Raw genomic sequence first — 14,056 nt, forward strand, 5'->3', positions numbered from 1 at the left:
TTTTCGGCGGAAGCCTGCCGATGGAGCTCTGGCCGTGACGATTCTGCAACAGACCGGCTCCTGCCACGGGATTTGCGCCCGCCATGTGGGCGGGCGCGGGCAGCGAAGATCTACGCCCGCCATGTGGGCGGGCGCGGGCATTCGGGATTTGCGCCCGCTACTCGGGCGGGCGCGGGCCGTCAGGATGTACGCCCGCCGTGGGGGCGGGCACGGGCAGTCAGAGTGTGCGGGCCGCTTCGAGCACCTCGGCCGCGTGGCCCCGCGCCGTCACCTTGCGCCAGACGCGGGCGATCCTGCCCTCGCCGTCGATCAGGAAGGTGGAGCGTTCGATGCCCATGTAGGTCTTGCCGTACATATTCTTCTCTTTCCACACGCCGTAATCCTCGGCGGTGGTCGCGCCCTCGTCCGAGGCGAGCACGATCCCCAGCCCGTGCTTGGCGCAGAACTTGTCGTGCGATTTCACGCTGTCCTTCGAGATGCCGATGACGGTGGTGCCGATCTCGGCGAACTGCGGCGCGAGGGCGGTGAATTCCTGCGCCTCGAGGGTGCAGCCCGAGGTATCGTCCTTGGGGTAGAAATAGACGACCACCTTGCCGGGCCGAAGGCCCGACAGGGACACGCTGGACCCGCCATCGCGCGGCAGGGTGAAATCGGGGGCGGTCTGTCCGGCATCCGTCATGGGCGGCTCCTTGCTGAGGGACTGGTCACGGCAGTTTTAGTTGTTCAACGGTCCCGGTAAAGGCAAGCCCATGCTCGGGAAAAGGATCTGATGGCAGAGAGCGGCGAGCGGCAGGCATCGGAGCGGAAGGGGCGGTCGCGGCGCGGCCGGGCTTCGCTGTGGTTGCTGCTCAGTCTCGCGCTGGTGGCGGCCGTCGCGGGCTTCGCCACGCTGGCCTTCACGGGTCGGCCGCTGCCCTTGCCCGGCTGGGCCGTGACCGAGGCCGAGACGCGGATCAACCGGGCGCTGGAGCCTGCGCTGTCGGTCTCGCTCGGCGGGCTCGTGGTGACGGTGGAGCCGAACTGGATCCCGCGGCTGCGGCTCGACGATGTGCGCCTGCGGCAGGCCGACGGGCGCACGCTCGTCACGCTGCCCGAGGCGCGGGTGGTGTTCGACCGGGGCGCCGCGCTGCGCGGCGCGCTCCATCCCAAGACCATCACCCTCTCGGGTGCGCGCATCTCGCTGCGCAGGCTGGCCGACGGGCGCTTCGATGTCGCCATGGGCGAGCAGGGCGGCACCTTCCGCCTCGCGAGCTACGCCGAACTGCGCGAGACGGTGGACCGGCTCTTCGCCCAGCCGGTGCTGGCCGACCTCCGGCGGATCGAGGCCGAGGGCACGACCCTCACGCTCGACGACCGCCGCGCGGGCCGGACATGGCAGGCGGGGGACGGGCGTCTCACGCTCGTGAACGGGCCCGACCGGCGCGCGCTCGAGATCGGCCTGACCCTTCTGAATTCGCCGGGCCGCGCGCCCGCGCAGGCGCTCGTGACCTTCGTCACCACGCCCGGCAGCCCCGAGGCGCGGATCTCGGCCACGGTCGATCATGTGGCGGCCGCCGACATCGCCGCTCAGGCCGCCCCGGTGGCCTGGCTCGAGGTGCTGGATGCGGCGCTCTCGGGGCGCTTCTCGGCGGCGCTCGACGGCGAGGGGCGGCTCACGCGGCTGGAGGCGGGGCTCGACAGCGGCGAGGGCGCGCTGCAACCGCGGCCCGAGACGAGGCCCATCGCCTTCGACCGGGCCGGGCTCGCCTTCGCCTACGATCCGGGACGCGAGCGGATGAACCTCACCCGGCTCGAGGTGCAGGGCCGCTCGATCCGGCTTTCGGCGCAGGGCCACGCCTACCTGCCGGGGGTCTCGCGGGGGCTTCCGAGCGAGATTCTGGCGCAGATCCGGGTCGAGGATGCCAGCGCCGACCCCGAGGGCCTGTTCGAGACGCCGGTCCATTTCTCGGAAGGGGCGCTCGATCTGCGGATGCGGCTCGATCCGTTCCGGGTGGACATCGGGCAGCTCGCGCTGGTCGAGCAGGGGCGGCGCCTGTCGGGGCGCGGCCATGCCTCGGCCGAGCCGGGCGGCTGGCGCGTGGCCTTCGACCTCGGGCTGAACGAGATCTCCTATGCCGACCTTCTCGCGCTCTGGCCGCTGTCGCTGGTGTCCAAGACGCGGAAATGGCTGGAGGAGAATGTGCAGGAGGGGCGGCTGTTCGAGGTCGAGGCCGGCCTGCGCATGAGCCCCGGCCGCGAGACGCGCCTCTCGCTCGGCTATGAGTTCCGCGACGGGGATGTGCGCTATCTCAAGACCCTGCCGCCCATCGAGAAAGGGTCGGGCTATGCCTCGATCGAGGATCGCCGCTATCTGATGGTGCTGGAGGAGGGGCAGGTGACGCCTCCGGCGGGCGGCCCGATCCGGGTCACGCGCTCGGTTTTCGAGGTGCCGGATGTGACCGAGAAACCGGCGCAGGCGCGGATCTCGCTCAACAGCGAGAGCGGCGTCACGGCAGCCCTGTCGCTGCTGGACCAGCCGCCCTTCCGCTTCCTCGAGAAGGCCGGCCGCTCGGTCGATCTGGGAGAGGGCCGCGCGGTGATGGAGACGGCGCTCGCCCTGCCGCTCAAGCGCAAGGTCGAGCCCGAGGATGTCGACTTCTCGGTCCGCGGCACGATCACCGACTTCCGCTCCGACACGCTGGTGCCCGGCCGCAGCATCGTGGCACCCCGCCTTGCGCTTGTGGCCGAGCCCGAGGGTCTGACCGTGACCGGCGCGGGCAGCTTCGGCCGGGTGCCGTTCGATGCGACCTACCGGCTGGCCTTCGGCCGCGAGGCGCAGGGGCGGTCCTCGGTCGAGGGCACGGCCACCCTCTCGCCCGCCGCCGTCGAGGAGTTCAGGCTGGGCCTGCCTGCCGGCGCCGTCGAGGGCCGCACGCCCGGCCGCTTCCGGGTGGAGATGGAGAAGGGCCGCGATCCGCGGCTCACGCTCTCGTCGGATCTCGTGGGGCTGCGCACGGGTCTGGCCGCGATCGGCTGGTCGAAGCCCGCGAACCGCGCGGGCCGGCTCGAGGTCGAGGCATCGCTGGGCAAGCCGGTCTCGGTGAGCAAGCTCGTGCTGGAGGGCGGCGGGCTCGCGGCCTCGGGCCGGGTCGACCTGCGGGCCGACGGCGGTCTGGATGCCGTGCGCTTCGACCGGGTGCGGCTGAACGGCTGGCTCGACGCGCCGGTGACGCTGGTGGGGCGGGGCGCGAACCAGCCGCCCGAGGTGCAGCTCCGCGGCGGGTCGGTCGATCTCACGCGGCTGGGCGGCCTGGGAGGCGGGGGCGGCGGCGGGGGCACGGCGGTGCCGATCCTCGTCGCGCTCGACCGGCTGCAGGTCACGTCGGGCATCGCGCTGACCGGCGTCGAGGGCCGCTTCGGCACCCGTGACGGGTTCAACGGCGCCTTTCGCGGCCGGGTGAACGGACGCGCCGCCGTCGAGGGGACGGTGGTCCCGATGAACGGGCGCAGCGCCGTGCGGCTCAGGTCCCGGGATGCGGGCGGCGTGATCGCCTCGGCGGGGATCTTTCCCGATGCGCGGGGCGGCGATCTCGACCTCAGCCTCACGCCCGAGGGGCGCGACGGCTACCGCGGACGGGCGGCGGTCTCGAACTTCCGCGTGACGAATGCGCCGGTGCTGGCGGCGCTCCTCAATGCGATCTCGGTGGTGGGACTCCTCGAGCAGTTGAACGGCGACGGGCTTCTCTTTGCCGAGGGCGACGTCCGGTTCCGGGTGCAGCCGGGGGCGGTCGAGATCTCCGAAGCCTCTGCGGTGGGGGCCTCGATGGGGGTCACGCTGGAGGGGCTCTACCGGACGGCCGACCGGCGGCTCGACCTGCAGGGGGTGATCTCGCCCATCTATCTGCTGAACGGCATCGGCTCGGTGTTGACCCGGCGCGGCGAGGGGCTGTTCGGCTTCAACTATTCCGTGACCGGATCGGCCGACCGGCCGGCCGTCTCGGTGAACCCGCTCTCGATCCTCACGCCCGGCATGTTCCGCGAGATCTTTCGCCGACCGGTGCCGGTTCTGCCCTGATCGCCCTTGCCTTCCCCGTGCCGGCACTCCAAGTCCCGGACGGGGTGGCCGCCATCCCGCTCCCGCGTCCGACCCGGTTTCCGACATGCAGCTTTCCGACTTCGACTTCGACCTGCCCGAGCGCCTGATCGCCACGCGCCCGGCCCGCCCCCGCACCGCCGCGCGGCTGCTGCTGGCCGAGGGGGACCGGATCGAGGACCGGCATGTGCGCGATCTGGTGGACATCTTCCGGCCGGGCGACCGGCTGGGGCTGAACAACACGCGCGTGATTCCCGCCCGTCTCACCGGCACGCGGACGCGGGGCGAGGCGGAGGCGCGCATCGAGGTCACGCTGATGGAGCCCGCCGCGGCGGGCGGCTGGCGGGCCATGGCCAAGCCTCTGCGCAAGCTGAAGCCGGGCGAGACGATCCGCTTCTCGGACGCGCTCTCGGCCGAGGTGGCCGAGAAGGGCGAGACCGACCTGCGCCTCGTCTTCGACCGGGCGGGCGAGGCGTTCGACGCGGCGCTGGCCCAAGCCGGCGCCATGCCGCTGCCGCCCTATATCGCGGCCCGACGCGCGCCCGACGCGCAGGATGACGAGGATTACCAGACGGTCTTCGCCCGCCATGCGGGGGCGGTGGCCGCGCCCACGGCCTCGCTCCATTTCGACCGGCCGCTGCTCGAGGCGCTGGCCGCGCGCGGCGTGGGCTTCACCGAGGTGACGCTCCATGTGGGGGCGGGCACCTTCCTGCCGGTGAAGGTCGAGGATGTGACCACGCACCGGATGCATGCCGAATGGGGCGAGGTGACCGAAACCGCCGCCGCCGAGATCGCGGCTGCGAAGGCCGCGGGCGGCCGGGTGATCCCCGTGGGCACCACGGCCCTCCGCCTGATCGAGAGCGCGGCGGCCTCGGGCGCGATCCGGCCTTGGCGCGGCGAGACGGACATCTTCATCTATCCGGGCTACCGTTTCCGCGTGACCGACGCGCTGATGACGAACTTCCATCTGCCCAAGTCCACGCTCCTCATGCTCGTCTCGGCCCTGATGGGACAGGAGCGGATCCGCGCGATCTACGACCATGCGGTGCGCCACGACTACCGCTTCTTCTCCTACGGCGATGCGTCGCTGCTGATCCCCGGCGGCTGAAACGGTCGCCGAACGTCGCCTTCCGGCGGTCCCTCCGGGCGCCGGATGTTAGCCTGCCTTGCAAGTCACGGAGCCGTTCATGTTCAAGGTCCTCGCCGCCACCTGGCCGCTGCTGCTGGGCGTCATGCTGCTGATGGTGGGCAACGGCGTGCAGGCCTCGCTTCTGGGCATCCGCGGCACGCTGGAGGGCTTTTCCACCACCCAGCTCGCCATCGTGACCTCGGCCTATTTCGCAGGCTTCCTCGTCGGCTCGCAGGTCGCCCCCGACATGATCCGCCGCGTGGGCCATGTGCGGGTCTTCGCGGCGCTGGGGTCGATGATCTCGGCGGTGCTTGTGGTCTATCCGGTGCTGCCCGACTGGACGGCCTGGACGCTCCTGCGGGTGCTGATCGGCTTCAGCTTCTCGGGCGTCTATATCACGGCCGAAAGCTGGCTGAACAACACCGCCACGAACGAGACCCGCGGGCAGGCGATGTCGGCCTACATGATGGTGCAGATGGTGGGCATCATCACCAGTCAGGCGCTGCTGAATGCGGCCGATCCGTCCGGCTTCACGCTCTTCGTGATCCCTTCGGTGCTGGTGTCGCTGGCCTTCATGCCGATCCTGCTCACTGTCACGCCCACGCCCACCTTCGAGACGACGCGGCGGCTCTCGGTGCGCGACCTGTTCCGCGTCTCTCCCCTGGGCGTGGTGGGGATGCTGATGACGGGCGGGATCTTCTCGGCCATGTTCGGCATGGCCTCGGTCTGGGGCACGCTCGACGGGCTCTCGGTGCAGGAGATCTCGATCTTCATCGGCTCGCTCTATGTGGGCGGGCTCGTGCTGCAATATCCGATCGGCTGGGCCTCGGACCGGATGGACCGGCGCCAGCTGATCCTCGGGCTTGCGGTGGTGGCGGGGCTGCTCATGGCCCTGACCGTGATGCTGGCGCCGCCCTTCTGGGGGCTGATCGGGGTTGCGCTGCTTCTGGGCGGGATCACCAACCCGATCTATTCGCTGCTCATCGCCCACACGAACGATTTTCTGGGCAAGGAGGACATGGCGGCGGCCTCGGCAGCCCTTCTGTTCATGAACGGGCTCGGCGCGATCTGCGGCCCGCTGGTGACGGGCTGGATCATGGAGCAGGCGGGGCCGAGCGGTTTCTTCCTCTTCATCGGCATCCTCTATGGCGCGATGGCGGCCTATGCCGGATGGCGGATGACGCGGCGCGCGGCGCCGGCGGTGGCCGACACCGGCTCGTTCGCGTCCGTGGCGCCCACGGCCTCGCCGGTTGCGGTGGGGGCGGTGATGGAGGTGGTGACCGAGGCGCAGGAGGCGCAGCAGGCGGCCGAGTGACGGGAGCCTTGGGAGCTGCGGCTGCCGGGGGCAGGGGGCTGCGCGCCCCCGTCCGGCCCTGCGGGCCGGACTCCCCGCGGGATATTTGCGCAGAGTGAAAGCGGGATCGGGCGCGCGGCGAGAGCGCGTCCGGGGCCCGGGGCGAAGGCGGTTGCCGCCCTGCGCCCGACCTGTCAGGTTGAGGCCATCACAGCCAGGAGGCAGGAATGGCGGACGATCCGGTGGCGGTGCTCGACTTCTGGTTGGGCGAGGTCGGGCCCGAGGGCTGGTATGCGGTCGATCCGGAGGTGGATGAGGCCATTCGCGAGCGGTTCGGCGATCTGTGGCAGGCGGCGCGCGACGGCGGGCTGGATCACTGGACCGAGGGGACGGTGGGCAGCCTCGCCTTCCTGATCCTCACCGACCAGTTTCCGCGCAACATGTTCCGCGGCAGCGCGGAGGCTTTCGCCACGGATCCGCTGGCGCGGGACTGCGCGCGCAAGGCGATCGCGGCGGACTGGGATCTGGGCGCGCCCGAGCCCGAGCGGCAGTTCTTCTACCTGCCGCTCGAACATTCGGAGGCGTCCGAGGATCAGGCCGAGGCGGTGCGCCTGTTCCGGGAGCGGATGCCGGAGACCGGAACCGAAGGGTTGCTGCATGCCCATGCCCATGCGGCGATCATCGCCCGTTTCGGGCGCTTTCCCTTCCGCAACGCGGCGCTCGGCCGGACCTCCACCCCGGAGGAGGAGGCTTTCCTTGCCGAAGGCGCCTATGCGGCCGAGGTGCGGCGCCTGCGGGGGTGAGGCGCCGCGCCCACTGCAGCCGGGGGCGGCCGTTGCGCAGGTGAGGGAAATGGTTTAAGGCCAAACTACTTTTTCCATGGAGGCGAGGATGCCCGCGAAGAGCTTCGACATGATCGTGATCGGCGCCGGTCCCGGCGGCTATGTCTGCGCGATCCGAGGGGCTCAGCTGGGCCTGAACGTCGCCATCGTCGAGCGCGAGAATCTGGGCGGGATCTGCCTGAACTGGGGCTGCATCCCCACCAAGGCGATGCTGCGTTCGGCCGAGGTCTACCACCTGATGCATCGCGCGAAGGAGTTCGGGTTGAAGGCCGAGGGCATCGGCTACGATCTCGCCGCGGTGGTGAAACGGTCGCGCGGGGTGGCCAGGCAGCTGTCCTCGGGCGTGGCGCATCTGATGAAGAAGAACAAGATCACGGTCGTGATGGGCGACGCCACGCTGGCCGGCAAGGGCCGCGTCTCGGTCAAGACCGACAAGGGCGCGGAAGAGCTGGAGGCGAAGGCCATCGTCCTTGCCACCGGCGCGCGGGCGCGCGAGCTGCCCGGGCTCGAGGCGGACGGCGATCTGGTCTGGACCTACCGTCATGCGCTGGAACCGAAGCGGATGCCGAAAAAGCTGCTCGTGATCGGCTCCGGCGCCCTCGGCATCGAATTCGCGAGCTTCTTCAACACGCTCGGCGCCGACACGACGGTGGTCGAGGTGATGGAGCGCATCCTGCCGGTGGAGGATGCCGAGGTTTCGGCCTTCGCCCGGAAGCAGTTCGTGAAACAGGGGATGAAGATCCTCGAGAAGGCCACGGTGAAGAAGCTCGACCGGGCGGGCGGCAAGGTCACGGCCCATGTCGAGACCGGCGGCAAGACCGAGAGGATGGAGTTCGACACGGTGATCTCGGCCGTGGGGATCGTGGGCAATGTCGAGGGGCTGGGGCTCGAGGCCGCGGGCGTGACCGTCGACCGCAGCCATGTGGTGACCGACGAATATTGCCGGACCGGCGTCGAGGGGCTCTATGCCATCGGCGACATCGCGGGCGCGCCGTGGCTGGCGCACAAGGCCAGCCACGAGGGCGTCATGGTGGCCGAGCTGATCGCGGGGGGGCATCCGCATCCGATCAAGCCGGGCTCGATCGCGGGCTGCACCTATTGCCAGCCGCAGGTGGCGAGCGTGGGCCTGACCGAGGCCAAGGCCAAGGAGAAGGGCTACGAGATCAGGGTCGGCCGCTTCCCCTTCATCGGCAACGGGAAGGCCATCGCTCTGGGCGAGGCCGAGGGCTTCGTGAAGACGGTGTTCGATGCGAAGACCGGCGAGCTTCTGGGGGCGCATATGGTGGGCGCGGAAGTGACCGAGCTGATCCAGGGCTATGTCGTGGGCCGCGCGCTGGAGACGACCGAGGCGGAGCTGATGGAGACCGTCTTCCCGCATCCGACCCTGTCCGAGATGATGCATGAGTCGGTGCTCGACGCCTACGGCCGCGCGATCCACTTCTGAGGCTTCCTCTCGAGAGGACTGCGGCGGCGCCCTCCGGGGCGCCGTCTGCGTTGATGTCGCGTAGCCCGGCATTCGCCGCCTTGGGTCTCTGGCGGCCGCGTGGCGAGGCCTGACCATGGCGCGGTCAGCTGCCGGACGCTCTGGCCTTGGCCGGGGCGCGGGAGTAGGAGGGGGCATGATCCGCTCGCCCATGTTTCAGGTCTTCGTGCTCTGGTTCGCCGGACTGGGCGCGGCTGCGCAATTCTCCAAGGTGGGCGTGATCTTCGAGCCGATCTCGGCCGCCTATGCCGGCGCTGCCGAGGTGACGCTCGGGCTCATCGTCTCGGTCGTGGGCTTCGCGGGGCTGATCTTCGGCACGACGGCGGGGCTCTTCGTGGCCCGCCTCGGCTACCGCCGGGTGCTGGTGACGGCACTCCTCACCGGCGCGGGCCTGTCGCTGATCGAGGCGTTTCTGCCGCCGCTCGGCCTCATGCTGGGGCTGCGGGCGGTGGAGGGGCTGGCGCATCTGGCCATCGTGGTGGCCGCCCCCGTGCTCATCGCGCAGATCGCCCCTCCGGCGCGGCAGGGCTTCGCCATGACGCTCTGGGCTTCGTTCTTCGCCGTCTCCTTCGCCTTTACCGCCTGGATCGGGCGGCCGCTGGTGGCGGCCTGGGGCATCCCGCCGCTGTTCCTGATCCATGCGGGCTATATGGCGGCCTGTGCGCTCCTCGTGCGGACGCTTCTGCCCGCCGACGTGCGGAGCGTACGCGTGCCGGGCACCCAGCCCTCGCTCCTGCGCCAGCACGGGCAGATCTATGCCTCGGCCCGGGTGGCCGCGCCCGCCATCGGCTTCTTCTGCTACACGCTCGTCTATGTGGCGCTGCTGACGCTTCTGCCGCCCGAGACGCCGCACCCGGCCTTCCTCGCTTCGGCCATGCCGCTCGCCTCCATCGCCGTCTCGATAACGCTGGGCGTCTGGATGCTGGGCCGGGTGTCGGCGGTGAAGATGGTGCAGGCCGGCTTCGGTCTCGCCATCGTCTCGACGCTGGCGCTCTGGGCGGGCTGGGGGCAGGGGCTCGCCATGGAGGCCGCGGCGCTCGGCCTCGCCGCGGCGCTGGGGCTGGTGCAGGGCGCGTCCTTCGCGGCCATCCCGCAGCTGAACCCGGCCCCTGAGGATCGCGCGCGGGCCGCGGGCGCGGTGGCGCAGCTCGGCAATCTCGGCACCACCAGCGGAACGCCCCTTCTGGCGGCCCTCATGGCCGGCCAAGGAGCACGGGGGCTGATCTTCTTCGTGCTGCTGCCGAGCCTCGCCGGGATCCTGCTCCACCAGTGGCTTTCTGCCCGCCGCAGGGCGATGGTGTGAAATAATCCCTGCCATCCGGCTCGAGTTCATACTATGTTCGCGACCGGCGGTTGGAGACTCAGGCCCGGGCCTCTATATCCGCCGTTCCGGAAGACGAGATCGCGAGGATCGGGGCGATGGCCGAACAGAAGTTCATCTCGGTGCGCGGAGCGCGCGAGCACAATCTCAAGGGCATCGATATCGACATCCCGCGGGATCAGCTGGTGGTCATCACCGGCCTGTCGGGGTCGGGCAAGTCGAGCCTCGCCTTCGACACGATCTATGCCGAAGGCCAGCGCCGCTATGTGGAAAGCCTCTCGGCCTATGCGCGGCAGTTCCTCGACATGATGGGCAAGCCGGATGTGGACCATATCTCGGGTCTGTCGCCGGCCATTTCCATCGAGCAGAAGACGACCTCGAAGAACCCGCGTTCCACCGTGGGGACCGTGACCGAGATCTACGACTACATGCGCCTTCTGTGGGCGCGGGTCGGCACGCCCTACAGCCCGGCCACCGGACTGCCCATCGCGGCGCAGCAGGTGCAGGATATGGTCGATGCGGTGATGGCGATGCCCGAGGGCACGCGGGGCTATCTGCTCGCGCCCATCGTCCGGGACCGCAAGGGCGAATACAAGAAGGAGTTCATCGAGCTCCGCAAGCAGGGCTTCCAGCGGGTGAAGGTGAACGGCACCTTCCACGAGCTGGAGGAGCCGCCGACGCTGGACAAGAAGTTCCGCCACGACATCGATGTGGTGGTGGATCGGATCGTGGTGCGCGAGGGGATCGAGACGCGGCTGGCCGACAGCTTCCGCACCGCGCTGAACCTCGCCGACGGAATCGCGATCTTCGAGAGCGCGCCCGCCGAGGGCGAGCCGGTGCGCACGACCTTCTCCGAGAAGTTCGCCTGCCCGGTCTCGGGCTTCACCATCCCCGAGATCGAGCCGCGCCTCTTTTCCTTCAACGCGCCCTTCGGCGCCTGCCCGGAATGCGACGGGCTGGGGATGGAGCTCTTCTTCGACGAGCGCCTCGTGGTGCCCGATCAGGGGCTGACGCTGAAGCAGGGGGCCATCGCGCCCTGGGCCAAGTCGAAATCGCCCTACTACACCCAGACCATCGAGGCGCTGGCGCGCCATTACGGCTTCGATGCGAAGAAGAAATGGAAGGACCTGCCGTTCAACGTGCAGGCGGTCTTCCTGCGCGGCTCGGGCGAGGAGGAGATCACCTTCCGTTACGACGAGGGCGGGCGGATCTATCAGGTCAGCCGCAGCTTCGAGGGCGTGATCCCGAACATGGAGCGGCGCTACCGCGAAACCGACTCCGCCTGGGTGCGCGAGGAATTCGAGCGCTACCAGAACAACCGGCCCTGCCATGTCTGCGGCGGCTACCGGCTGAAGCCCGAGGCGCTGGCGGTGAAGATCGGCGGACTGCACATCGGGCAGGTGGTGCAGATGTCGATCAAGGAGGCCTTCGCCTGGATCGAGACCGTGCCGGGCCATCTGACCGCGCAGAAGAACGAGATCGCGCGCGCGATCCTGAAGGAGATCCGCGAGCGGCTGGGCTTTCTCGTCAATGTGGGGCTCGACTATCTGTCGATGAGCCGCGCGGCGGGCACGCTCTCGGGCGGGGAAAGCCAGCGGATCCGGCTCGCCTCGCAGATCGGCTCGGGGCTGACGGGCGTGCTCTATGTGCTCGACGAGCCCTCGATCGGGCTGCACCAGCGCGACAACGACCGGCTCCTGACCACGCTGAAGAACCTGCGCGATCAGGGCAATTCGGTGCTGGTGGTGGAGCATGACGAGGATGCGATCCGCGAGGCGGATTATGTGTTCGACGTGGGCCCGGGCGCGGGCGTCCATGGCGGGCAGGTGGTGGCGCACGGCACGCCCGCCGAGATCGCCGCCGATCCGGCGAGCCTCACCGGCCAGTATCTCTCGGGCGCGCGCGAGATCGCGGTGCCCGCCGAGCGGCGGAAGGGCAACGGCAAGGCGCTCACGGTGGTGAAGGCCAGCGGCAACAACCTCCACGACGTGACGGTGGATTTTCCCCTGGGCAAGTTCGTCTGCGTGACCGGCGTCTCGGGCGGCGGCAAGTCGACCCTGACCATCGAGACGCTCTACAAGACGGCGGCCATGCGGCTGAACGGGGCGCGCGAGACGCCGGCGCCCTGCGAGACGATCAAGGGCTTCGAGCAGCTCGACAAGGTCATCGACATCGACCAGCGGCCGATCGGGCGCACGCCGCGCTCGAACCCTGCGACCTACACCGGAGCCTTCACGCCGATCCGCGACTGGTTCGCGGGCCTGCCCGAATCGAAGGCGCGCGGCTACCAGCCGGGCCGGTTCTCGTTCAACGTGAAGGGCGGGCGCTGCGAGGCCTGTCAGGGCGACGGCGTCATCAAGATCGAGATGCACTTCCTGCCGGACGTATATGTGACCTGCGAGACCTGCAAGGGGCACCGCTACAACCGCGAGACGCTGGAAATCCGGTTCAAGGGCAAGAGCATCGCGGATGTGCTCGAGATGACGGTCGAGGATGCGCAGGAATTCTTCCAGGCGGTGCCCTCGATCCGCGAGAAGATGGATGCGCTGATGCGGGTGGGCCTCGGCTACATCAAGGTGGGCCAGCAGGCGACGACGCTCTCGGGCGGCGAGGCGCAGCGGGTGAAACTGTCCAAGGAGCTGAGCCGCCGCGCCACGGGGCGCACGCTCTACATCCTCGACGAGCCGACGACGGGGCTGCATTTCGAGGATGTGAAGAAGCTGCTCGAGGTGCTGCACGAGCTGGTGGAGCAGGGCAACACGGTGGTGGTGATCGAGCACAATCTCGATGTGGTGAAGACCGCGGACTGGATCATCGACATCGGCCCGGAAGGCGGCGACGGCGGCGGGAAGATCGTGGCCGAGGGAACGCCCGAGGAGGTGGCCAAGGTCGAGGCCTCGCACACCGGGCGCTATCTCCGCGACATGCTGAAGCCCAAGCGTCTGGCGGCGGAATAGGCGGGGGCGGCGCCGCTCGGGGGCATCGAGCCCCGCTCGCGCCGCGCTGCCGCGGAAAAAACGGGCGGGGAAGTGCCTGAGGCAGGCGGTCACGGCCTCCGCCCTGCCTGCAAGGGCCGCCGTCGGTGCAGCGCTTCCCCCGGACGCCCTGGCGCCTTTGCCCTGCAGGCAATGGCAGCCGCGCCGCAGTCCATTGGTCCTAAGCGACGTGCAAGCGGCGCGGCCGCGTCCTTCAGCCCTTCACCGGGCAGGTGTTGAGGCCGAGGAGCGTGTAGAGCGGGCAGGTCGAGAAGAGGCCGGTCAGCAGCGGCACGATGCCGATCAGCAGGACGACGCGGTAGCTCGCGTCGGGCAGCAGGAAGAAGGCCGCGAGCAGCGCGAGCCCTGCGACTATGCGGAGAATGCGGTCGATGCCGCCGACATTGGTCTTGAACATCCGTCTCACCCTTGGGTTGGATCCGCCCCGACACGGGGCATGAGGCGACCCTAGGCCCCGGTCTGTCCGTCGTCTGTGATCTGGTCACGCATGCCCGGCCCGGCGGCAGCGGTGGGCTTCTGTCTGGAAACCACGCCCCAGCGCTGTGCGCTCCCTCTCTGCTGCGGAGAGCACGAGCGGCGTCAATGGCAGGGGTGTTTTCGGGGGAATTCGGTTCCGGAGCCATGTCTGCCCGCGGGCGCGCTTCGGGATCGTCCCGAGACGGACCGCAGCGACGGCCCCAAGGTGGCCTTGTCTGGACGCCACGCCGGGTGCGGTGCGGGCCCGGAACGCCTGTCGGCGCTGCCGACTGCGCTCCGATCCTGGCGCCACGGGCGGAGGCGGCTTGCCATGGTCTCGACCGCTCGGGAGCCCTCTCGCGGACCCTGCCCATGCGCCGGGCGCCGCGTGTACCCTGCTGTCGCGACATTCGGGGAGGGCCTTGCGGCGCGCCGCACCGGGCGGAGGCGTGGGCCCCGCCGC

The 14,056-nt window shown here is 69.9% G+C and carries 9 protein-coding genes; 7 read left to right on the forward strand and 2 right to left on the reverse strand.

Going from position 1 to position 14,056, the window contains the following annotated elements; genetic code table 11:
* Window positions 1–217: 217 nt before the first annotated feature.
* A complete protein-coding gene (locus A9O63_RS14060) occupies window positions 218–679 on the reverse strand; it encodes a peroxiredoxin (protein WP_069332505.1) in 462 nt (153 codons plus the stop codon).
* 90 nt (window positions 680–769) lie between these two features.
* Between A9O63_RS14060 and A9O63_RS14065 the strand changes: the two genes are divergently transcribed.
* The 7 genes from A9O63_RS14065 to uvrA all read left to right on the forward strand — a co-directional run bounded on the left by A9O63_RS14065 (window position 770) and on the right by uvrA (window position 13,098).
* Window positions 770–4,054: an AsmA-like C-terminal region-containing protein gene (locus tag A9O63_RS14065; RefSeq protein WP_069332506.1), complete on the forward strand. Its 3,285-nt coding sequence runs from the start codon at window positions 770–772 to the stop codon at window positions 4,052–4,054.
* A gap of 85 nt (window positions 4,055–4,139) precedes the next feature.
* Window positions 4,140–5,180: a tRNA preQ1(34) S-adenosylmethionine ribosyltransferase-isomerase QueA gene (gene queA / locus A9O63_RS14070; protein ID WP_069332507.1), complete on the forward strand. Its 1,041-nt coding sequence runs from the start codon at window positions 4,140–4,142 to the stop codon at window positions 5,178–5,180.
* A 79-nt stretch (window positions 5,181–5,259) separates the two neighbouring features.
* Window positions 5,260–6,516 carry an MFS transporter gene (locus A9O63_RS14075; RefSeq protein WP_069332508.1) on the forward strand — a complete coding sequence of 419 codons (1,257 nt, stop codon included), beginning with the start codon at window positions 5,260–5,262 and terminating at the stop codon, window positions 6,514–6,516.
* 206 nt (window positions 6,517–6,722) lie between these two features.
* Window positions 6,723–7,298, forward strand: a complete 576-nt coding sequence (locus A9O63_RS14080; RefSeq protein WP_069332509.1) for a DUF924 family protein — start codon at window positions 6,723–6,725, stop codon at window positions 7,296–7,298.
* 88 nt (window positions 7,299–7,386) lie between these two features.
* Window positions 7,387–8,781 carry a dihydrolipoyl dehydrogenase gene (lpdA, locus tag A9O63_RS14085; protein WP_069332513.1) on the forward strand — a complete coding sequence of 465 codons (1,395 nt, stop codon included), beginning with the start codon at window positions 7,387–7,389 and terminating at the stop codon, window positions 8,779–8,781.
* Window positions 8,782–8,956: 175 nt separating this feature from the next.
* Complete coding sequence (locus A9O63_RS14090) at window positions 8,957–10,123, forward strand: MFS transporter (RefSeq protein WP_069332510.1); 1,167 nt, start codon at window positions 8,957–8,959, stop codon at window positions 10,121–10,123.
* Window positions 10,124–10,239: 116 nt separating this feature from the next.
* Window positions 10,240–13,098 (forward strand): excinuclease ABC subunit UvrA, encoded by a 2,859-nt coding sequence (uvrA, locus tag A9O63_RS14095; protein ID WP_069332511.1) that lies wholly within the window; start codon window positions 10,240–10,242, stop codon window positions 13,096–13,098.
* Between the two features lie 232 nt (window positions 13,099–13,330).
* Here the strand turns inward: uvrA and A9O63_RS14100 are convergent, their stop codons facing one another.
* The gene (locus tag A9O63_RS14100; protein ID WP_069332512.1) at window positions 13,331–13,534 is read right to left on the reverse strand and encodes a YgaP family membrane protein; all 204 of its coding nucleotides are present in this window, start codon (window positions 13,532–13,534) and stop codon (window positions 13,331–13,333) included.
* Window positions 13,535–14,056: the final 522 nt, after the last annotated feature.

It is taken from the genome of Cereibacter johrii, from assembly GCF_001720585.1.
GTDB classification, from domain to species: domain Bacteria; phylum Pseudomonadota; class Alphaproteobacteria; order Rhodobacterales; family Rhodobacteraceae; genus Cereibacter_A; species Cereibacter_A johrii.

What these genes read in the sequence shown, in the direction of transcription:
- A9O63_RS14065 (WP_069332506.1), top strand. Translation starts at nt 770, where the DNA reads ATGGCAGAGAGCGGCGAGCGGCAGGCATCGGAGCGGAAGGGGCGGTCG.
- A9O63_RS14075 (WP_069332508.1), top strand. Translation starts at nt 5,260, where the DNA reads ATGTTCAAGGTCCTCGCCGCCACCTGGCCGCTGCTGCTGGGCGTCATG.
- A9O63_RS14090 (WP_069332510.1), top strand. Translation starts at nt 8,957, where the DNA reads ATGATCCGCTCGCCCATGTTTCAGGTCTTCGTGCTCTGGTTCGCCGGA.
- A9O63_RS14100 (WP_069332512.1), bottom strand. Translation starts at nt 13,534, where the DNA reads ATGTTCAAGACCAATGTCGGCGGCATCGACCGCATTCTCCGCATAGTC.
- queA (WP_069332507.1), top strand. Translation starts at nt 4,140, where the DNA reads ATGCAGCTTTCCGACTTCGACTTCGACCTGCCCGAGCGCCTGATCGCC.
- A9O63_RS14060 (WP_069332505.1), bottom strand. Translation starts at nt 679, where the DNA reads ATGACGGATGCCGGACAGACCGCCCCCGATTTCACCCTGCCGCGCGAT.
- uvrA (WP_069332511.1), top strand. Translation starts at nt 10,240, where the DNA reads ATGGCCGAACAGAAGTTCATCTCGGTGCGCGGAGCGCGCGAGCACAAT.
- A9O63_RS14080 (WP_069332509.1), top strand. Translation starts at nt 6,723, where the DNA reads ATGGCGGACGATCCGGTGGCGGTGCTCGACTTCTGGTTGGGCGAGGTC.
- lpdA (WP_069332513.1), top strand. Translation starts at nt 7,387, where the DNA reads ATGCCCGCGAAGAGCTTCGACATGATCGTGATCGGCGCCGGTCCCGGC.